This is a genomic window from Microbispora triticiradicis (assembly GCF_005864065.1).
GTDB classification, from domain to species: domain Bacteria; phylum Actinomycetota; class Actinomycetes; order Streptosporangiales; family Streptosporangiaceae; genus Microbispora; species Microbispora triticiradicis.
Map to the genome: position 1 here is coordinate 569,791 of NZ_VANP01000004.1, position 19,324 is coordinate 589,114.

Annotated in this window: 16 protein-coding genes; 7 read left to right on the forward strand and 9 right to left on the reverse strand. The window is 72.9% G+C overall.

Features of this window, described 5'->3' with window-relative positions:
* Positions 1 to 104 precede the first annotated feature (104 nt).
* Positions 105 to 1,544, forward strand: coding sequence for a glycosyltransferase family 4 protein (locus FED44_RS14000; RefSeq protein WP_138460882.1), 1,440 nt, complete (start codon positions 105 to 107; stop codon positions 1,542 to 1,544).
* Here FED44_RS14000 and FED44_RS14005 read toward each other — a convergent pair.
* From FED44_RS14005 to FED44_RS14015, 3 genes are read right to left on the reverse strand one after another with little or no spacing between them, the layout of a single operon-like run.
* The gene (locus tag FED44_RS14005) at positions 1,496 to 2,767 is read right to left on the reverse strand and encodes a cytochrome P450 (RefSeq protein ID WP_117408284.1); all 1,272 of its coding nucleotides are present in this window, start codon (positions 2,765 to 2,767) and stop codon (positions 1,496 to 1,498) included. The two genes, FED44_RS14000 and FED44_RS14005, sit on opposite strands and share 49 nt — an antisense overlap.
* A 1-nt stretch (position 2,768) precedes the next feature.
* Complete coding sequence (locus tag FED44_RS14010) at positions 2,769 to 2,969, reverse strand: ferredoxin (protein ID WP_138460883.1); 201 nt, start codon at positions 2,967 to 2,969, stop codon at positions 2,769 to 2,771.
* Complete coding sequence (locus tag FED44_RS14015; RefSeq protein ID WP_117408282.1) at positions 2,966 to 3,598, reverse strand: TetR/AcrR family transcriptional regulator; 633 nt, start codon at positions 3,596 to 3,598, stop codon at positions 2,966 to 2,968. The genes FED44_RS14010 and FED44_RS14015 overlap by 4 nt, the downstream gene beginning before the upstream one ends.
* Before the next feature lie 127 nt (positions 3,599 to 3,725).
* Between FED44_RS14015 and FED44_RS14020 the strand changes: the two genes are divergently transcribed.
* Positions 3,726 to 4,835 carry a sensor histidine kinase gene (locus FED44_RS14020; protein ID WP_165900785.1) on the forward strand — a complete coding sequence of 370 codons (1,110 nt, stop codon included), beginning with the start codon at positions 3,726 to 3,728 and terminating at the stop codon, positions 4,833 to 4,835.
* Between the two features lie 181 nt (positions 4,836 to 5,016).
* The gene (locus FED44_RS14025) at positions 5,017 to 6,168 is read left to right on the forward strand and encodes a glutathione-independent formaldehyde dehydrogenase (RefSeq protein ID WP_117408280.1); all 1,152 of its coding nucleotides are present in this window, start codon (positions 5,017 to 5,019) and stop codon (positions 6,166 to 6,168) included.
* 49 nt (positions 6,169 to 6,217) lie between these two features.
* On the opposite strand, the gene FED44_RS14030 is transcribed toward FED44_RS14025, so the two are convergent.
* Positions 6,218 to 7,930, reverse strand: coding sequence for an IlvD/Edd family dehydratase (locus FED44_RS14030; RefSeq protein ID WP_138460884.1), 1,713 nt, complete (start codon positions 7,928 to 7,930; stop codon positions 6,218 to 6,220).
* 159 nt (positions 7,931 to 8,089) lie between these two features.
* On the opposite strand from FED44_RS14030, the gene FED44_RS14035 reads away from it, so the two are divergent.
* From FED44_RS14035 to FED44_RS14045, 3 genes are all read left to right on the forward strand, one after another.
* Complete coding sequence (locus tag FED44_RS14035) at positions 8,090 to 9,007, forward strand: SMP-30/gluconolactonase/LRE family protein (RefSeq protein ID WP_138460885.1); 918 nt, start codon at positions 8,090 to 8,092, stop codon at positions 9,005 to 9,007.
* A 164-nt stretch (positions 9,008 to 9,171) separates the two neighbouring features.
* Positions 9,172 to 10,185, forward strand: a complete 1,014-nt coding sequence (locus tag FED44_RS14040) for a zinc-dependent alcohol dehydrogenase (protein WP_138460886.1) — start codon at positions 9,172 to 9,174, stop codon at positions 10,183 to 10,185.
* Between the two features lie 40 nt (positions 10,186 to 10,225).
* Complete coding sequence (locus FED44_RS14045) at positions 10,226 to 13,066, forward strand: FAD-binding and (Fe-S)-binding domain-containing protein (RefSeq protein ID WP_138460887.1); 2,841 nt, start codon at positions 10,226 to 10,228, stop codon at positions 13,064 to 13,066.
* A 12-nt stretch (positions 13,067 to 13,078) separates the two neighbouring features.
* Here the strand turns inward: FED44_RS14045 and FED44_RS14050 are convergent, their stop codons facing one another.
* Positions 13,079 to 13,456, reverse strand: a complete 378-nt coding sequence (locus FED44_RS14050) for an MmcQ/YjbR family DNA-binding protein (RefSeq protein WP_111700780.1) — start codon at positions 13,454 to 13,456, stop codon at positions 13,079 to 13,081.
* 147 nt (positions 13,457 to 13,603) lie between these two features.
* Here FED44_RS14050 and FED44_RS14055 point away from each other — a divergent pair, with 147 nt between their 5' ends.
* A complete protein-coding gene (locus tag FED44_RS14055; protein WP_138460888.1) occupies positions 13,604 to 15,208 on the forward strand; it encodes a CocE/NonD family hydrolase in 1,605 nt (534 codons plus the stop codon).
* Positions 15,209 to 15,269: 61 nt separating this feature from the next.
* On the opposite strand, the gene FED44_RS14060 is transcribed toward FED44_RS14055, so the two are convergent.
* From FED44_RS14060 to FED44_RS14075, 4 genes are all read right to left on the reverse strand, one after another.
* Entirely contained in the window at positions 15,270 to 15,824 is a 555-nt protein-coding gene (locus FED44_RS14060; protein ID WP_138460889.1) for a hypothetical protein, read from the reverse strand.
* Complete coding sequence (locus tag FED44_RS14065; RefSeq protein WP_111700752.1) at positions 15,821 to 16,204, reverse strand: hypothetical protein; 384 nt, start codon at positions 16,202 to 16,204, stop codon at positions 15,821 to 15,823. Before FED44_RS14065 ends, FED44_RS14060 begins: the two co-directional genes overlap by 4 nt.
* A gap of 199 nt (positions 16,205 to 16,403) precedes the next feature.
* Positions 16,404 to 16,937, reverse strand: a complete 534-nt coding sequence (locus FED44_RS14070) for an RNA 2'-phosphotransferase (protein WP_111700753.1) — start codon at positions 16,935 to 16,937, stop codon at positions 16,404 to 16,406.
* A 264-nt stretch (positions 16,938 to 17,201) separates the two neighbouring features.
* Positions 17,202 to 19,298 carry a TerD family protein gene (locus tag FED44_RS14075; RefSeq protein WP_208758965.1) on the reverse strand — a complete coding sequence of 699 codons (2,097 nt, stop codon included), beginning with the start codon at positions 19,296 to 19,298 and terminating at the stop codon, positions 17,202 to 17,204.
* Positions 19,299 to 19,324 lie beyond the last annotated feature (26 nt).

Sequence of the window (19,324 nt, forward strand, 5' to 3'; positions counted from 1 at the left end):
GCGGGACAGGGACAGCGGATCTTGGCGGGGAGGGCCCGGCCCCGCTAGCGTCGCCTCGTGTCCGCGCTCACCGATGATCTCCCGACCGCCGCCGGAGCGGGCTGATGGACGGTCCGGCCCGGGTCTACGTCGTGTGCTCGGAGGTGCCGCCCGGCGTCGTCGGCGGGCTGGGCCGGTACGCCGAGCGGATCATGGCCGCCCTCCGGGACCTCGGCGTGCCGATCGAGGTCTTCGGGGCCGCCCGCCGCGGCGCGGCTCCCCCGGCCGAACGTCGTGGAGACGTGACGCTCCGGCGGCTTCCCACCCCCGGTTACGGCATCGACGCCGGCTCCCGCGTCCCGGCCGCGCTGCGGCGGCCGGCCAGGGTCGCCGGGCTGCTGGTGTTCAACGTCCGCGCCGCCGCCCGCATCCTGCGCGCCGAGGCGGCCCGCCGACGGCCGGGACCACGCGGAGAAAGGCGGTCCGGGGAGGGATGTGCGGTGGTCGCCGTGCACGACTGGATGGGCTGCGTGGCCGGGATCCTGTGCGGCGCGCTCGGACGGCTGCCGGTCGTGTTCCACGTGCACACCCGCGAGCTGAACGCGCCCGGAGCGCGCCGCTCGGCGTACGCCGTCCTGCTCGACCTGCTGGAGACGGCGCAGGCACGGACGGCGCGGGTGATCGTGGTGCCGAGCGCCCGCATGCGCGACGACCTCGCCGCCCAGGGGTGGCCCGGCAACCGGCTGGTCGTCGTGCCGCACGGCTACGAGGACCCCGACCTGCTGCGGCTCGCCGCGCTGCCGGACGACGAGCGCGAACGGACCCGCGCGGAGATACGCCGCCGCTACCTGCCCGGCGGACGGGGGCGGCTCGTCGTTTTCGCCGGGCGCCCGTCGCCGCACAAGGGGGTCGGGACGCTGATCCGGGCGGTGCCGAGGGTCGTCTCCGAGCACGGTGACACGCGGTTCGTGCTCGTCGGCGCGGGGCTACCGCAGACCGCCGACGCCGCCGAGGTCGCCCGGCTGATCGAGCGGACGGGGACCGGCGGGCACGTCGTCGCCGGCAACCGGTTCCTCCCGTCCCCCGAGGTGTTCGCGCACTTCCTCGCCGCCGACGTGTGCTCTTCCCGTCCGTGTACGAGCCGTTCGGCCTGGTCGCCGTCGAGGCGATGGCGCTCGCCCGCCCGGTGGTCGTCGGGCCCGGCTACTCGCCCGAGGTCGTCGGCGACGGCGCGCTCCGCTGCGCGGACGACGACCCCGGCGAGCTGGCCGCCGCACTGCTGCGCTGCCTGGACGACCCCGATGAGGCGGAACGGCTCGCGCTGCGGGGCGCGGCGTACGTGCGCGAGCGTTACGGCTGGGCACGCACCGTCGAGCGGACCCTGGCGGTGTACGCCGCCGCGGCCGGGACCGGGGAACGGCCCTGATGACGGTCCCGGGTACCGCCTCCGTGAGGACGCCCGGGTCCGCGGCCACGGCGGGGCGCCGCCCGCGCCCCGCGCGGCAGGACATGACCGTCAGGCACCGCCCAGGCGCAGCGGCAGTGTGCGGGGGCCCCGCACCTGACCGGCGGCCCACGTCACCGCCGCGGGGTCGGCGAGGCCGAACACCGGGATACGCTCCAACCAGACCTCCAGGGCGACCCGCAGCTCCATCCGGGCGAGGTGCGACCCCACGCACCGGTGGATGCCGAGGCCGAAGGCGACGTGCCGGTTGACCTCTCGGTCGATGACGACCTCGCCGGCCCGCTCGAACTGCTCGGGGTCGCGGTTGGCGGCCGGGAACGACAGCAGGACCCAGTCGTCGGCCCGCATGTCGGCGCCGCGCCAGCTCATGTCCTCCTTCACCAGCCGGGCCATCGTGACCGGGGCGTACGCCCGGAGGAGCTCCTCCATGGCCGTGGGCAGCAGGTCTGGCTCGGCGACCAGCCGCTCGCGGTCGGCCGGGGTCTTCGCCAGGTGCCACAGGGACGCGCCGATGGCGCTCCACGTCGTGTCGATGCCCGCGATGAGCAGCAGGGCGATCGTGCCGGCGACGTGGTTGGGCTGCAGCTTGTGACCGTACAGCTCGGCTTCGACCAGGTAGGTGGTGAGGTCGTCGCGCGGGTTGTCCACGTGGTCGCGGATTTGGTCGTACAGGTAGTCGAACAGCTCGTCCATGCGCGCCATCCGCTCCTCCGGCGGCAGGTTGACGCCCTCCAGGGCGCTTTCGACGAACCTGCTGAAGCGCGGCCCGTCCTCGGGCGGGAAGCCGAGCATGTCGGCGATCACCCGGATCGGGATGTGCTGCGCGTAGTCGCGGGCGGCGTCCACGACGTCGGCGCCCTCCAGCGCGTCGACGAGCGAGTGGCAGAACGCCCGCGTCGCCTCCTCCCGCCTCGCCACCGCCTTCTTCGTGAACGCCGGGAGCAGCAGTTTCCGCGCGTCGTGGTGGAACGGCGGGTCGGAGGAGATCGGCGGAGTGGCCCCCACGGGCGCGGTCTCCGCGGGCGGCCGGTAGTTGCTCATGATGATCGACCGCGAGGAGAAGCGCTCGGTGTCGTAGGCGATCGCGGCCACGTCCTCGTACCGGGTCGGCAGCCACCCGCCGCCGAACCTCCCGGTGTGCGCGATCGGGCAGCGAGCCCGCAGGTCGTCCTGGATCGGGTACGGGTCGGCGGCCCACTCGGGCTCCAGGTGGGAGAAGTCGGTGGCCCAGTCCGACACCGGCCCGGTGACGATCTCGTTGCGCGTGCCCGCGGGCGGCCCCTGCTTCCGGAAACCACCGGTGAAGCGGTCGTCGACGGTCATGTCACGCCTCCTCGGTGAGGACGACCGCTCTTTCCGGGCAGTTCGCCGCGGCCAGCCGCGCCGCCTGCTCCTGCCCGGGCGGTATGGCGCCGTCGCCGGGCACCCGGCCGTACCCCTCGTCGTCCTCCTCGAACAGGCCGGGGGCGAGGTCGTAGCAGCGGCCGTGCCCCTGGCACCGGCCAGGGTCGATCTGCACCTTCATGGTGTCGCTCCCGTGCTTTCCGATTCTGGTCGTTGATTGGGTCCGGCCGGGGCGATAGCGGCGACGAGACGGGTGAGCAGGGCGCTCCACTCCTCGTCGCCGACCCCGTGCAGGTCCGGCGTGACGATCACGCTGCCCATCGCGAGCAGGAGGCAGAGATGGGCGAGCGCGCCGGCCGACAGCGCGGGGTCGATCGCGCCGTCGTCCTGGGCGGCCCGCACCAGGCCGGTGAGCCATCCGGCCCGCTCCCCGACGTACTCACGCATGGGCCGGGCGACGTCCTCGTCGCGGCGGGCCGCGACCAGCGCCTCGGCGATCAGCGAACTACGCGCGTCCTGCCGGTGCGGGAGCCTGCGGCCCACGGCGACGAGCAGGTCCGCGACCGGCCGCGCCGGATCGGCGGCGAGCAGCTCGGCGAGCAGGCCCGGCCCGTGGGCGTGCAGCGCGGCGGCGATCAGCTCGGCCTTCGAGCCGAAGTGCGCGTACAGCGCGCCGTTGCTCACCCCGGCCACGGCGGCGATGTCGGCGACGCGTGTGCCGTCGTACCCGCGCCGGGCGAACACCTCGGCGGCCGCGCGCAGCAGGCGCTCGCGCGTCTCGGCCGCGGTGACTCCCGCGATCCGCCCCATAACGGAATTAAAAGACCGTTCATTTGAATCCGTCAAGACCGGGAGGCACCGAACGGCCGACGTTACTGGGAGGGGTGACGGCAATCACCAAACAGAGCAAACTAGCACCATGCGGGATAAAGCGGGCATGGTTCCAGCGAATCACGAGCCGGTCGTCGACGCGCTGCTCGCCTGCGCCGTGCTGGCGTTCACCATCCCGACGTCGGTCAGCGGTTACACCTTCGCCCTGTGGGGCACGGCGCCGTTCTGGATCGAGGTCCTGGCGGGGGCGGTGACGGCGGCGACGATGCTCGTGCGGCGCCGCACGCCGTGGCCCGCCGTCGCCGCCTCCGCCGTCTGCGCCTGCGTCACCGGGCAGACCGTGCCGATGATCCTCGCCGTCTTCTCGATGACAGCCGAGCACCGTCCGCGCCGGTGGCAGTACGTCGCCCTGGCCCTCGTGGTGGTCTACGGCGCCGTCGACTACGTGAACCCGCACACCGACCGTTCCGTCTACCTCAACGTCGTGCGCGCGCTGACCCTCATCTACCTGCCCGCCCTGGTCGGCACCTGGGTGTACGCCTACCGGCGGCTGGTCCAGGACCTGCGGCACGGCGTGCGCGAACGCGAGGAGATCGCCGCGGCGGAGGAACGCCGGAAGATCGCCAGGGAGATGCACGACACCGTCACGCACGCGGTCACCGCGATGGTGCTCAACGCCGGGATGGCGCGCGACGCCACCGAGCCCGGCGAGGTGCGCGAGCTGACGGCCGTCATCGAGGACAAGGGGGTGCAGGCGCTCAGCGAGCTGCGTGAGCTGCTCACCGTGCTCCGCCACGAGGAGGGCGACCTCGCCGGGGGCGTCGACGCCATCGCCCGGCTGGTCGGCGAGGCGAAGGCGAGCGGCCTCCAGGTCGACCTCCGCCTCGACGTCCCCGCGGAGGGGCTGCCGAGGCAGGTCTCGCACGCGTGTTACCGGCTGGTGCAGGAGGGGCTCAGCAACATCCGCAAGCACGCGCCCGGCGCCCGGGTGCTGGTCATCTGCGAGACCGTCGGCGACCAGGTCGCCGTCTCCGTGACCGACACCCCCGGCAGGGCGCGGCCCGGCCGGACCGACGTCCGCGCCGCGCCCTCCCTCGGCGGGGGGTTCGGGCTGGCCGGCATCCGTGAGCGCGTGTGCCTCGCCCACGGCCGGTTCTCCGCCGGGCCGACCCCCGAGGGCGGCTTCACGATCGCCGCTCGGATCCCCCTCAAGTGAGGCGACCACGGCCGGCGAAGGCCGGGCGTACCGCCGTTTTTCGCACGTCCGGCGGGGGTACGCCTTCCTTGCCGGCGTATCGCCGGCGCGCGGGCCGACAGTGCCCGCCCGGCGTGCGGCGTACGGAGGCGGCGCACCGCCCGCACGCCGTCCGGCGCAACGATCGCGTTCGAGGGCAGCCATGAAAGCCGTGGTCTACGAAGGTCCCCGCAAGGTCCGTGTCGCCACCGTGCCGGACGCCCGGCTGGAGCGGCACACCGACGTGCTCGTCCGCGTGACCGCGGCCAACATCTGCGGCTCCGACCTGCACATGTACGAGGGCCGCACCGACTTCGAGCCGGGCCGGATCCTCGGTCACGAGAACCTCGGCGAGGTGGTCGAGGTCGGTGCGGCCGTCGACCGGGTCAGGGTCGGCGACATGGTCTGCATGCCGTTCAACGTCTCGTGCGGCTTCTGCGCCAACTGCGAGAACGGCCTGACGGCCTTCTGCCTGACCACCAACCCCGAGCCGGGCCGGGCCGGCGCCGCCTACGGCTACGCCGACATGGGCCCCTACGAGGGCGGCCAGGCCGAACTGCTGCGCGTGCCGTACGGCGACTTCAACTGCCTGGTGCTGCCCGAGGACGCGCGGGAGAGGCAGGACGACTACGTGATGCTCGCCGACGTCTGGCCCACCGGCTGGCATGCGACCGTGCTCGCCAGAGTGCAGCCGGGCGACACCGTCGTGATCTACGGCGCGGGACCGGTCGGCCTGATGGCCGCCTACTCGGCCCTCCTCAGGAACGCGAGCGGCGTGATGGTGATCGACCACCATCCGGACCGGCTGGCCAAGGCCGAGGAGATCGGCGCGATCGCGATCGACGACTCCGTGTCCTCCCCGGTGGAGCAGGTCCTGGAGCTCACCGAAGGGGCGGGCGCCGACCGGGGCTGCGAGTGCGTGGGCTTCCAGGCCCACGACCCGGAGGGCGACGAGCATCCCAGCATGACCCTCAACAACCTGGTCAAATCGGTAAAGTTTACCGGCTGCATCGCGGTCGTGGGCCTGTTCGTCCCGACCGACCCCTGCGGCGGCGACTCCCTCTACCGGCGGGGAGCGGTGGCGATCGACTACGGGACCTTCTGGTCGAAGGGGCAGACGATGAGCACCGGCCAGTGCAACGTGAAGAACTACAACCGCCAGTTGTGCGCCCTCATCCACGAGGTCGGCGCCCGGCCGTCCTGGATCGTCTCCCACGACCTGGACATCGACGACGCGCCCGAGGCGTACGCGCGCTTCGACGCGCGGGACCGGGGCTGGACCAAGGTGGTCCTGCACCCCGGCAAGCCCGGCTGACGACGGCGCCGGCGGTCGCGGGTCGCGTTCCCGGGCCGCCGTTCGCGGGTCAGTGCGAGTCGCGCGGCACCGGGTGACCGCTGGAGCCGGTGAGAAAGCCCAGATCGGCGCCGGTGTTCGCCTGGCCGACCGTCTCGACGTACAGGCGCTCCCAGCCGCGGCTCGGGGCGGCGAAGGCCCGCGTCATCGCCGGGGACGGCTCGCGGGTGGCCCACTCCTCCGCCGGGACCTCGACGTCGAGCCTGCGGGCGTCGACGTCGAGGACGATCATGTCGCCGTCGCGGACGAGGCCGAGCGGGCCGCCCGCGGCCGCCTCGGGCGCGACGTGCAGCACGACCGTGCCGTAGGCGGTGCCGCTCATCCGCCCGTCGCACACGCGGACCATGTCGCGTACGCCCTGGGCGAGCAGCTTGGCGGGCAGCGGCATGTTGGCGACCTCCGGCATGCCGGGGTAGCCCCGGGGCCCGCACCCCCGCAGGACGAGCACCGAGTCGGGCGTGACGTCGAGGTCCGGATCGTCGATCCTCGCGTGGAAGTCCTCGACGGAGTCGAACACGACGGCCGGCCCGCGATGCCGCAGCAGGTGCGGCGAGGCCGCGGCCGGCTTGATCACCGCGCCGCCGGGGGCGAGGTCGCCGTACAGCACGGCGATTCCGGCGTTCTCCAGCAGGGGCGTCTCGCGGGGCCGGATGACCTCGGGGTCGTGGATGCGCGCGGCGCCGAGCCAGTCGACCAGCGGGCGGCCGGTGACGGTGATCGCCTCCGGGTCGAGCAGGTCGCGGACCTCGCGCAGGACGGCGTGCAGGCCTCCGGCGCGGTGCAGGTCGTCCATCAGGAACCGCCCGGCGGGCAGCAGGTCCACCAGCAGCGGCACACCCGACCCCGTACGGTCGAAGTCGTCCTGGGTGAGCTCCACCCCGAGGCGCCCGGCGATGGCGAGCAGGTGGACGACGGCGTTCGTGGACCCGCCGAGCGCGGCGAGCGCGACGACGGCGTTGAGGAAGGACCCGCGGGTCAGCACCGTGCTGGGGCGGCGGTCCTCGGCGACCATCTCGACGGCGAGCGAGCCGCTGGCGTGGGCGGCCTCCAGGAGCCTGCTGTCGGCGGCCGGCGTGCCGGCGACGCCAGGGAGGGTCATGCCGAGCACCTCGGCGAGCAGCCCCATCGTGGAGGCCGTGCCCATCGTGTTGCAGTGACCCCTGCTGCGGATCATCGACGACTCCGACCGCATGAACTCGGCCTCGGTCAGCGTCCCGGCCCGGACCTCCTCGCTGAGCTTCCACACGTCCGTGCCGCAGCCGAGCGGGACGCCGCGGAAGTGGCCGGTGAGCATGGGCCCGCCCGGCACGACGATCGCGGGCAGGTCCACCGACGCCGCGGCCATCAGCAGCGCGGGGATCGTCTTGTCGCACCCGCCGAGCAGCACGACCCCGTCGACCGGGTTGGCCCGCAGCAGCTCCTCCGCGGCCATCGCGGCCATGTTGCGCCACAGCATGGCCGTGGGGCGTACCTGCGTCTCCCCCAGCGACACCACCGGCAGGTTCAGCGGGACGCCGCCCGCCTCCCACACGCCGCGCTTGACGTGCTCGGCGACCTCGTCGAGGTGCGCGTTGCAGGGGGTGAGGTCCGACGCCGTGTTGGCGATCGCGATGTGCGGGCGCCCGTCGAAGGCATGGGCCGGCAGCCCGCGCCGCATCCACGCGCGATGGATGTAGGAGTTGCGGCCGGCTCCGCCGTACCACTCGGCGCTTCGCGTCCCCATGCGGCACCCAGGTTCCTCGGGAGGTCAAAGACAGATGTCAGAGACAGAGGTCAACGACTCTGCGAGGCTAACCCACGCCTCACTTGTCCCGAAAGAGTCAAGTGATCCACTTTTCTCCCAGTCGCAATCGTGGCGCCAAACGACCTAATATCCGGAAATATGACCAGGCGGTTCACCGCGACCCAGGCCGGCCGGGACGTGTACGCACTCGGCGAGGGTCCCGTGTGGGATCCCGCCCGGGAGCGCCTGCTGTGGGTGGACATCGACGCGGGCGCCGTACACGAGGGACGGCTCGACCCGGCGAGCGGCGCGATCGAGGCCGCCACGCTGCACACCTTCGGCGGCACCGTGGGCGCGGTCGCCGTCTCCGCCGAGGGCGACCTCGTCGTCGCCGAACAGGCGGTCCTCACCAGGGTCGGCGTCACCGGACGGCGCGCCGAACTCGCCCGGGTGATCCCCCCGGGCGTACGGAGCAGGCTGAACGACGGCGCCGTCGACCCGGCCGGGCGCTTCCTGATCGGCAGCATGGCCCTCGACGACCGGAAGGGCCGGGAGGTGCTGGCCCGGCTCGACGGCACGGCCCTCGTCCACCTCGACGAGGACCTGACCCTGTCGAACGGGCTCGCCTGGAGCCCCTCCGGCGACCGCCTCTACAACGTCGACAGCGTGCCCGGGGTGGTGTGGGCGCGCGACTACGACCCGGCCACCGGCCGGACCGGCCCGCGGCGGGAGCTGTTCACGCTGGACGACGGGCCGCCCGGCACCCTGCCCGACGGGATGTGCGCCGACGCCGAGGGCAACCTCTGGATCGCCGTCTTCGGCGGCGGGCGGGTCGAGTGCCGCGATCCGGCGGGCCGCCTGCTCGCCGTGGTCGAGGTCGGCGCCCCGAAGCCCACCTGCCCGGCCTTCGCCGGTCCGGATCTCGACGTCCTCGTGATCACCACGGCGACCGAGAACATGTCCCCCCGGGAGCTGGCCGAGCACCCCGGTTCGGGGCACCTGTTCACCTCCAGGGTCGGCGTACGCGGCCTTCCGGCACCCTACTGGGCGCCGCCGGTCACCCCTTCCGTATCGTGAGGCTCCACCCGTGAGCAGATCGTGAGCGGGCGGCGGACACCGATCCGCGGCACGGAGAACCACAGCACGGAGAACCACTTGCACCACCACTCCCCCGCCGGCGCAGCCGCATCCGTCCTCCCGCCCGGCCGTACCGTCCGGCCGCACCGGTAGGGGGCGGGCGCATGCGGGCACTGGTCATCACGGGACCCGGCGCGGCCGAGGTCATCGACGTCGAACCGCCGGTCGCCGCGCCCGGGCAGGTGGTCGTCGACGTCGAGCGGGCCGGTGTCTGCGGCACCGACCTGGAACTGTTCAGCGGCGCGATGAGCTATCTCCACTCCGGCCAGGCGTGGTATCCGCTGCGCCCGGGGCACGAGTGGTGCGGGGTCGTCACGGCGCTCGGGGAGGGCGTCGACCCCGGCTGGCTGGGCCGCCGCGTCACCGGCGACACGATGCTCGGCTGCGGCCGCTGCCGCTTCTGCCTGGCCGGCCTGCGCCATGTCTGCCCGGACCGGGCCGAGATCGGGATCCGCATGGGCTTCCCCGGAGCGCTGGCCGAGCGGCTCGCCGTACCGGCGTCGGCCCTGCACGCGCTGCCGGAGACGATCGACGCGACGCTCGGCGCGCTCGTCGAGCCGGGCGCCAACTCCCTGCGCGCCGTACGGGCGGCCGCCGCGGGGCCCGGCGACCGGCTGCTGGTGCTGGGCACCGGCACCATCGGGCTGCTCGTCGCGCTGCTCGCGCGGGCGCGGGGGGCCGAGGTGCACCTGCTGGGCCGCGACGAGCCCGCGCTGCGGCTGCCCCGCGACCTCGGTTTCGACGACGTGTGGACCCGCCCGTCACTCCCGTCGCACCCGTGGGACGCGGTGGTCGACGCGTCCAACGCGGCGGACCTCCCGGCGCTCGCGCTCGACCTGGTCAGGCCCGCGGGCCGGGTAGTGTATATCGGAATCGCGGCCTCCCCCAGCCGCGTCGACACCCGCGACCTCGTGTTCAAGGACGTCACCGCCGTCGGCGTGCTCAGTGGCTCGGGCGGCCTGGCCGGAACCATCGAGGCGTACGCGGACGGATCGGTCGACGCCCATCCACTCGTGGCGGCCACCGTCGGTCTCGGCGACGCCGCCGAGGTGCTGGCGGGACGACGCCCGGCGGGCGCCGGGCCGGGCCCCAAGATCCACATCGATCCGCGGCGATAGCGGAGGCGCTCGCCCGCCTCTGAGGGAAAGCGATGAGATCATGAGCCTTACCGATGCCGGAGCGCGCCGGCTGACCCAGCCGGACCCCGCCGCCCTCGCGGCGGTGGAGGCGGCCGTCCCGGGGATCACCCGTGCGCGGGCGAGCGACCGGCTCGGCATGGCGCACGACGCCTCGCACTACCTCCTGACCCCGCAGGCGGTGCTGGTGCCCGAGAACGCCGAGCAGGTCGCGGCGCTGCTGCGGACCGGCCTGCCGCTGACCTTCCGGTCCGGCGGCACCAGCCTGAGCGGGCAGGGCGTGAGCGAGCACCTGCTCGTCGACACCCGCAGGCACTTCCGGGACATCGAGGTGCTGGACGACGGCGCCCGTGTCCGGGTGCAGCCCGGCGCCGTGCTGCGGCAGGTCAACGCCAGGCTCGCGGCGTACGGCCGCCGGCTCGGGCCCGACCCGGCCAGCGAGGCGGCGTGCACGATCGGCGGGGTCGTCGCCAACAACTCCAGCGGGATGACCTGCGGCACCCACGCCAACACCTACCGGACGCTGGAGTCGATGGTCCTCGTGCTGCCGGGCGGGACCGTCGTCGACACCGGCGCCCCCGACGCCGACGCGCGGCTGCGCGCCCTGGAGCCCGCGCTGGCCGAGGGCCTGGAACGGCTGCGCGACCGCGTCCGCGGCAACCCCGAGTCGGTGCGGCGGCTCAAGGCGCAGTTCGCCCTCAAGAACACCATGGGCTACGGCCTCAACAGCTTCCTCGACCACGACTCCCCGGCCCAGATCCTCGCCCGCCTCGTCGTGGGCAGCGAGGGCACGCTCGCGTTCGTCGCCCGGGCCGTCCTGCGTACGGTGCCGGCGCACCGGCTCGCCACGACCGGCCTGGTCGTCTTCCCGACCCTGCGGGCGGCGATGGCGGCGGTACCGGAGATCGTCGCCGCGGGTCCCGCCGCCGTCGAACTGCTCGACGCCGAGTCGCTGCGGGTCGCGCGGACCGACCCGGGCGCCGACGGCGTCCTGCGCGCGCTGGAGGTGCGCGACCACGCGGCGCTGCTGGTCGAGTGGCAGGAGTCCGCGCCCGAGGTGCTCGCCGCCCGCGAGCGGGACGCCGCTGAGGTCTTCGCCCGCCTCAACCTCGCCGCCCCGGCCCGGCTGAGCGGGGACGCCGCCGTCCGGGCGGCCCTGTGGCGCATCCGCAAGGGCCTGTACGCCGCGGTCGCCGGGGCCCGGCCCAGCGGCACGACGGCGCTGCTGGAGGACGTGGCCGTCCCGGTGCCCGCCCTCGCCGACCTCTGCGACGACCTCGCCGGGCTGTTCGCCCGGCACCGCTACGAGCGCAGCGTGATCTTCGGCCACGCCAAGGACGGCAACCTCCACTTCATGCTGAACGAGCGCTTCGGCGACGATCCGGAGCGGTACGCCGGCTTCACCGAGGAGATGGTCGACGCCGTGCTCGGCCGCGGCGGCACGCTCAAGGCGGAGCACGGCACCGGGCGGGTCATGGCCCCCTTCGTCCGCCGCCAGTACGGCGACGAGCTGTACGAGATCATGCGGGAGGTCAAGCGGTTGTGCGACCCCGGCGGCACGCTCAACCCCGGCGTCGTGCTCACCGACGACCCGCGGGCGCACCTGCGCGACCTCAAGCCCGTCGTCACCGTCGAGCCCGAGGTGGACCGCTGCGTGGAGTGCGGCTACTGCGAGCCGGTGTGTCCCAGCCGCGACCTCACCACGACCCCGCGTCAGCGGATCGTGCTGCGCCGCGAGATCGCCGCGGCCCGGGCGGCGGGCGACGAGGCGCTCGCAAGGCGACTGGAGCGGGAGTACGACTACGACGCCGTCGACACCTGTGCCGTGGACGGCATGTGCGCCACCGCCTGCCCCGTACTGATCAACACGGGCGATCTCACCAAGCGGCTGCGCGCCGAGCGCCACGGACGCGCGGCGCGGGCGGGCTGGACGTCCGCCGCCCGGCACTGGGGAGCGGTGACCCGGGCCATGGACCTCGCCATGGACGCCGCCGCGGCGGCCCCGGCCGGGCTCGCCGAGCGGGCGAGCCGGGCGGCCCGCGCGGCCGGCGACCCCGACTCGGTCCCCCAGTGGAGCCGCGACCTGCCGCGCGGCGGCGTCCCCCGGCGGGCCGCACCAGCGGATCGGGCCGACGCGGTGTACGTGCCGTCGTGCCTGAACACGATGTTCGCCCCCGCCGACGGGGGGCCGGGGGTCATGGCCGCGGTCTTACGGCTCGCCGCACGGGCCGGTCTGCGGCTGCGCGTGCCCGAGGGCGTCCAGAGCCTGTGCTGCGGCACGCCGTGGTCGTCGAAGGGGTTCACGGAGGGCTACGAGGTGATGCGCGAGCGGGTGCGGGAGTCCCTGCTGACCGCCGCCGAGGGCGGCCGTCTCCCGGTGATCAGCGACGCCGCCTCCTGCACCGAGGGGTTCGAACGCCTGGTCGCCGCGGCCGGCGACGGGCGGGCCGCCGCGGCGGCTCCCGCCGTCCGGGTGGTCGACGCCGTGACCTTCGTGGCCGAGCACGTGCTGCCCCGGCTGCCGGAGCCGCCGGAGGGCCGCAAGCGGGCGTCGCTGGCCCTGCATCCGACCTGTTCCTCCACCCGCCTCGGCCTGGACGCCGCCGTGGCGAAGATCGCCGCGGCCGTCGCGGAGCGGGTCGTCGTGCCCGAGGGATGGCAGTGCTGCGCCTTCGCCGGCGACCGCGGCCTGCTGCACCCGGAACTGACCGCCTCCGCCACCCGGGACGAGGCCGCCTCGGTGGCCGAAGGCGGCTTCGACGCCCACGCGTCGGTCAACCGCACGTGCGAGATCGGGCTGACCCGCGCCACCGGGAAGACCTATCACCACCTGCTCGAACTGCTCGACCAGGTCACGCGCTGACCCTCGCGTAAGTCAGTTCCCGGCGTCGCCGGCCCGCCGCCGGTCCAGCAGCCCGGACAGCCGTTTCGGCGCGATCATCCGGTAGCTGTCCTCAAGGAGTTCGGCGATCTCCGCCCAGTCCTGGGCCGCGTCGAGGCGCGCGCCCACCCAGCCCTTCGCGCCGACGTACGGAGGGACGAAGAAGCGCTCCGGGTCCGACGCCACGAGGGCCTGCTGCACCCCCGGACCGGCCTTGAACGTGAGGGACCGCCCGTCCTCGCTGGTCATGGCGAAGAGCTTGTCGCCGATGCGGAACGAGGGCGCGGTGTGGCCGCCGAACGGCTTCTCCACCGCCTCGGGCAGGGACAGGCAGATCTCCCGGACCCGCGCCACCGCGTTCTCGTCGCCCACCACGCCGTCCCTCTCTCCCGCTCCGCGCCGGGCCGCCTCCGGCAGGCGCCCGTACCGCCCCAGTATGGCCGTGCCGGAGCGTCACGGTGTGCGGCGGTTCGTCGTACTGTCCGGTGGACGGAGCACGCCCTGACCCGAGGATTCCGCATGCCGAAGCTCAACCGCCCGCCGCTGCCGGTCATCGCCGAGCACGACACCCCCATGCCGATGCGCGACGGCACCGTCCTGCGCGGCTCCGTCCACCGCCCGGCGGACGGCGGCCCGTTCCCGACGCTGCTCGTGCGCACGCCGTACGGCGAGGACTCGTTCCGTACGGCGCCGGTGCTGCCCGCGCTGCGGGCCGGGTTCGCGGTCGTGCTGCAGCACTGCCGGGGGCGCGGCACCAGCGACGGCGAGTTCCGGCCGTGGCTGGACGAGGGCGCCGACGGCCACGACACGATCGGCTGGATCACCTCGCGGCCCTGGTCGAACGGCGAGGTCGTCATGAGCGGCATGTCCTATCTCGCCGGGTGCGCGTTGCAGGCGGCGGCCACCCGTCCGCCGGGGCTCAAGGCGGTGGTCGCGGCGATGACGCCGCACGACTTCCACGACGGCCTGAAGTATCACGGCGGGGCCTTCGCGCTGGGGTCGGCCCTGAACTGGGGTGCGTTCCAGGCGATGCTCGGTCTGCTGCACGCTGCGGAGGCCGGGGAGGAAGTCGGCCCGGCTCTCGGCGAGGTGCTGCGGGTCCTGGACGACCAGGAGACCGCCGTACGCACCCTGCCGGTCGGAGGCGTCCCGGGCATTCCGTGGTGGGGCGACTGGACCTCGCACGTGGCGCGCGACGCGTACTGGGAAGGCCTGGCCGAGACGCTGCGGCACGACCGCGTCGAGGTGCCGGTGATGCACGTGGCGGGCTGGTTCGACCTGTTCCTCGCGGGGACGCTGGAGAACCATCGCCGCCTCGGCGGCCCGCTGGTCATCGGGCCGTGGTCCCACCTCGCGCCGGGTGCCACCGGCACCGGGCGGCTGTTCTTCGGTGCGGCCGCCTCGGCGCAGGCGATCGGCCTGGAAGAGCGGCAGATGGCCTTTCTCGCGGGTGAGGACACCGGCCCCGCGGTACGGATCTTCGTGATGGGCGACGACGTCTGGCGGGACGAGGAGGCCTGGCCGCTGGAGCGGGCCGTCGGCATCCCCTACTACCTCCACGCGGACGGCCTGCTCTCCCCCGAGCCGCCCTCGGCGGCGGAGCCGGCCGTCTTCGTGTTCGACCCACGCGACCCCGTCCCGACCGTGGGCGGCCCGACCCTGCTGGCCGATCCCACCAACGTCGGTCCCCAGGACCAGCGGGACGTGGAACGACGGCCCGACGTGCTCTGTTACTCCTCGGAGGTGCTCACCTCCGAGGTCGAGGTGACCGGCCCGGTGTCGGTGACCCTCCACGCGGAGACCTCGGCCGCCTCGACCGACTGGACGGCCAAGCTCGTCGACGTCCACCCCGACGGCCGGGCGATAAGCGTGATCGACGGCATCGTCCGGGTTCTCGTGCCGTCCGGGACGTTCGTCGTCGATCTGGTCGCCACCAGCCAGGTCTTCAAGGCGGGCCACCGCATCCGGGTGGAGATATCCAGCTCCAACTTCCCCCGCTTCGACCGCAACCCCGGCACCGGCCGCACCGACTCCGGCGAGGCGGACCTGGTCGTCCAGCACCAGAAGGTCTACCCGGACTCCTACATCACCCTGCCGATCGTCCCCCGCCGAGCGATTGGTTGACCTGGCCTCGCGGACCTCGCGACCCGGATCCGCACGTCCAGCCGGTCGAGGTCATGACACTTCAGCTGTTCTTGATCATGCGATCGCCGCCGAGGGCAAGCAGAAGAAACATGTCGAACTGGTGCAGGTTGGCCTTGTCCATTCGCTTGATGGCGTCAATGCCTGAACGCGCCGTATTGATGTGTGCAAGCGTGCTCAGGCGAGTGGCGGCGAAGGCCGGGTCGTAGTCTGCGCCATGCCGCGCCTCCTGAAGCTCGCCGAAGGCGTCGGACAACACTTCGAGATCAGTAGGGACCGCTTGGTTGCCGGGATCGACCATAAGAAGCCGAACGGGGTTGGGAGTCGTGCGACCGGCACCGATGTCCTGCACCCAACGAGCGGTTTTCTTGAAATTGCCGTGCGCGTACCAGCGGCCGATCGCCTGCTTGTGCTCACTCGGTCCTTTCCTTCCGGCGCGCTTCGCGCCGTGCTGGACGAGTTCGTGGAAAAGGGCATAGTAGGCGGTAGAAGTCGCACGACGGAGGTATGCGGCCCGAGGGTGACGCGGCTCCGCCTTGAAACCTGCGAGCGTTTCAGCGAGATGAAGGTAGTCGTCGGCCTTGAAGGCTCGTCTCACGACCAGTCCCGCTGATCCTGGAGCAATTCCCGGTCGATGGCGGGAGTAGCGTCGTCGTCCAGGTACTCGTCGATGTCTTCGCGGGACTCGAACTCCTCTTCCGTGAAGAGGGAGACGTACACGTGCTCATCGAGCCCGTGCTCGACGGCCAGCCTGTTCACCCGGCGACGCAACGCGTGGGTGAAGTCAGCCGACCAGCCGCCCTCGTCGGGCGCGTCCAGCACAATCGTGGCCTTGAGCGCGGACTCACCATCAGAGTCCACGTAGGGTTCGACAAGGGCGTCTATGACGGCGGGAGCGTCCGGAACGGTGACGTTCCGGATCGCTTCGGCCAGTCCCTCCAAAGCCGCATCTCGCCGGCTCACGCTCATGATGGCCATCCTCGCACCTCCCCGCGCAGATCGAAGGTCACGACGACGCCGTCAGCGTGGCAGCGGCGACCGCGCCCTGACCAAGCGTAGCCGTCAGTCACGAACAGTGATCAGCGTAGCCCTTCACCCCGGACCGTGACTCCTGGATTACGGAAGCCGGTCCCGGAGTTCGGTTGTCGAGGCGATGAAACGCCGACCCCGACGCCGGCTATCGGATGTAGTCGGGTGGGACGTGGTCGACAAGCCAGACGCCGTTGGCGCTCAGCCGGAACCGATGCCCGGCCGCGTGCATGGCGGCAGCGTCCACCACGAGGACGACCGGCTTGCCCCGGCGGGCGCCGACGCGGGTGGCGGTCTCCCGGTCCCGCGACAGGTGGACGTGGTGACGTTCCATCGGCCGCAGACCCTCCTCGCGGATCGCCTCCACGTTCCGGGCGACCGTGCCGTGATAGAGGATCGCGGGCGGCTCGGCCACCGGCAGGTCGAGATCGACGGACACCGAGTGCCCCTGACTGGCGCGGATCCGATCGCCGTCGATCACGTATCGCCGCTTGTCGTTGTCGGCGACCACCTGCTCCAGTTCGGCACGCGAGATCGGGAACCCGTGCGCGGCCGCCGCCGTCAGCAGCGTGTCGACGGCGACCCAGCCGTGCGCGTCCAGTTCGATGCCGATGCGCTCGGGTTCGTGGCGCAGATGCTTGGCCAGGTACTTCGAGACCCGCACCAGCCTGCGTTGGTCCATCGGCGTCTCCCGGTGTCCTCGATGAGCCCGCTGAACGCCGCGGGGACTGGTCGGCCGGGTGAGGAGGGCTCGGAGGCTGGATGTGCCAGCAGGCCCGTCACGGGCCCACCTGGAATCGAACCAGGAGAGAAGGAAGCCCCCGAATGGCCTCACCCGGGCCGGAGCGCGAGGAAAGCGGGCGGACTAGACAGGCGCCCTTGCGGGCAAACCGGTTCCCAAAGAGGTAGAAGGAAGCCCTCCCATGGCCTCGCGATCTTCACGATATCAGGCGGGGATCAGCTCGTGCAGGGTCGCGGGCGTGTAGACGCGCGCTCCCTCCGGGAGGCCGGGGGGTGTCTCAAGCCCGATGTACGTGACGTGACCGCCCGCCGAGGCCTTGCTTCGCAGCAGGTCGGCCAGGTAGCCGACCCGGAGGTGGTCCCGCTCCACGATCGAGCGTACGAGCAGCGACGTGGTGACCCGGTTGCCCTCCACCTGGTTGAACGCCGGATGGCCGGACAGGTAGAGATGCAGCCACTTCACCCGCCAGGCGCCGTCGTCCCCGCGCAGGAAGACCAGCGGAAGCGCGATGCGGCCGGACCCGCGCAGGTCGGACTTCATCCGGACGGTACGCGGCTCGAACGGCCTGCCCTCCTGCACGGCGTCTCTGGTCATGTAGCCGAAGAACGCCTCGGCGGCCTCGTCGAACCGCTCCCCGGCGTAGACGTGGACCTGGGGAATGACGATCGGCTGAGTCGCGTGCGGAAGTCGTATGTCGATGAACTCCGAGGCGCCCTCGGCGGCGTCGGTGAGGTCACCCGAGTAGGTCGCGAAGTCGTTGCCGTAGGACGTCCAGGAGATGTGCGTCGGGTTGTCATACGTGGCATCGAGCATGAGCGCGGACAGGTCGTAGTCGGTGCTCCGCGCGGCCTGGCGCCAGTACACGAAGAACCGGAGCAGCTCACCGTCCACGGGTGACAGGGAGCCGCGGGGCAGCACCCCGAGCCCGGGCGCGGCGCTCTTGCCCGACAGGGGCAGCGCCACGTCGAGCACGGCGGGGTCGACGATGAGCTCGCCGGGGTCGGGCAGGCGGCGGGTGATCTCCTCGTCGAGGATGGCGAGGGTCCGGGTGAGTGCCTCCTCGTCCAGCGGAGAGCGGGTGTCGGGGATCGCCCACGCCTTACCGTGCCGGTTCGTGAAGACCCGGTCCACGGGGGCGAGCCGGTTCTGCAGGTGCTCGCGCAGGGAGAGCAGCACGCGGCCGGAGGCGTGCGCGGCGGCTCGCTCCGCCGCCTCCAGCACGGCCGAGCCGCCGCCCGTACGCAGCAGATGGTCGAGGCGGCGCAGCAGCGCGCCGGGCGTGTGCTCCAGCAGTGCGACGGCATCGCCGGTACGGCCCCCGGCCAGCGCGGCCTCGACCCGGCCGCCGAAACTGACCGCCTCGCGCACACCCCTGGCCACGTCGAAGACCTCGGCCGCGCTGGGGAACTGAGGGTACTCGTGCGGGTGCAGGCGCTCGCCCAGCCGCTTCCACTGCTCCCGGTGCCGGAGCACGTCCCCGTGCTTGGCGGCCGGGACGGCGTCGAGAGCGGCCAGCAGGATCCGGCGCTCGGCCCGGCGGAAGGAGCGCAGGCGGGTGGGGGTGGACAGGGTGACGTCACCCTCGGAGCAGAGCGCGGCCACCCTGAGCACGTCCGTCACGGTGTCGACGAGCAGCGGCTGCCCGGCGGCCAGCCGCACTTCGTTGACGACGGCCCGGTTCTCGCGTACGGGGACGTGCTCGGGCCGGTCGCCGGCGCAGAAGGCGGCGAGGGCGCGCAGAGCCGTGAGGTCCTCGGCGGCGAGCGGGACCTCGGAGCCGGCGAGCGAGAAGTAGAGCTCCCGCGCCTCGTCCCGGAGGCTCCCGCCCAGCTCCAGCACGGTCACCCGGTCCTTGGCCAGGGGGATCAGCTCGTCGTGCGCCGCCAGCAGATCGGCGTAGGTGTGCTGGTAGCGGCCGTACCGCGGCAGATCGAGCAGGTTGAGGGTGCCCGGCTGGAGCCGGGCGGCGGCGACCGGGTCGAGCATGGCCTCGCGCAGCAGCCCCGCCCAGAACTCCAGGGTGTCCGGGACGTTCCTCGGGAAGTCGACGAAGTAGGCGTTGTGTACGACGTGGTCGCCCACGAGGCGGCGGACCGCGGCCAGGACCCGCACGCCGAGGTCGATCACCTGCTCGCCGGGCAGCCGGGCCAGGCGGTCGAGCAGCGCCGGCGAACACGTGAAGCCGACGCTGAGCAGCGCCGCGTCAAGCTGCCGGGCCGCCACCTCACCCCAACCGGGCGTGCCGTCCCCCTCCACGTCGACGGGAACGCGCAGGCGCCGGGAAATGACGAGATCTTCCACGCAGGCACGATATATGGCCACTACAG

Coding starts and splice junctions, on each gene's coding strand:
- FED44_RS14030 (WP_138460884.1), bottom strand. CDS start 7,930: ATGGGGACGCGAAGCGCCGAGTGGTACGGCGGAGCCGGCCGCAACTCC.
- FED44_RS14025 (WP_117408280.1), top strand. CDS start 5,017: ATGAAAGCCGTGGTCTACGAAGGTCCCCGCAAGGTCCGTGTCGCCACC.
- FED44_RS14020 (WP_165900785.1), top strand. CDS start 3,726: ATGGTTCCAGCGAATCACGAGCCGGTCGTCGACGCGCTGCTCGCCTGC.
- FED44_RS14000 (WP_138460882.1), top strand. CDS start 105: ATGGACGGTCCGGCCCGGGTCTACGTCGTGTGCTCGGAGGTGCCGCCC.
- FED44_RS14055 (WP_138460888.1), top strand. CDS start 13,604: ATGCCGAAGCTCAACCGCCCGCCGCTGCCGGTCATCGCCGAGCACGAC.
- FED44_RS14065 (WP_111700752.1), bottom strand. CDS start 16,204: ATGGCCATCATGAGCGTGAGCCGGCGAGATGCGGCTTTGGAGGGACTG.
- FED44_RS14070 (WP_111700753.1), bottom strand. CDS start 16,937: ATGGACCAACGCAGGCTGGTGCGGGTCTCGAAGTACCTGGCCAAGCAT.
- FED44_RS14010 (WP_138460883.1), bottom strand. CDS start 2,969: ATGAAGGTGCAGATCGACCCTGGCCGGTGCCAGGGGCACGGCCGCTGC.
- FED44_RS14045 (WP_138460887.1), top strand. CDS start 10,226: ATGAGCCTTACCGATGCCGGAGCGCGCCGGCTGACCCAGCCGGACCCC.
- FED44_RS14040 (WP_138460886.1), top strand. CDS start 9,172: ATGCGGGCACTGGTCATCACGGGACCCGGCGCGGCCGAGGTCATCGAC.
- FED44_RS14035 (WP_138460885.1), top strand. CDS start 8,090: ATGACCAGGCGGTTCACCGCGACCCAGGCCGGCCGGGACGTGTACGCA.
- FED44_RS14005 (WP_117408284.1), bottom strand. CDS start 2,767: ATGACCGTCGACGACCGCTTCACCGGTGGTTTCCGGAAGCAGGGGCCG.
- FED44_RS14015 (WP_117408282.1), bottom strand. CDS start 3,598: ATGGGGCGGATCGCGGGAGTCACCGCGGCCGAGACGCGCGAGCGCCTG.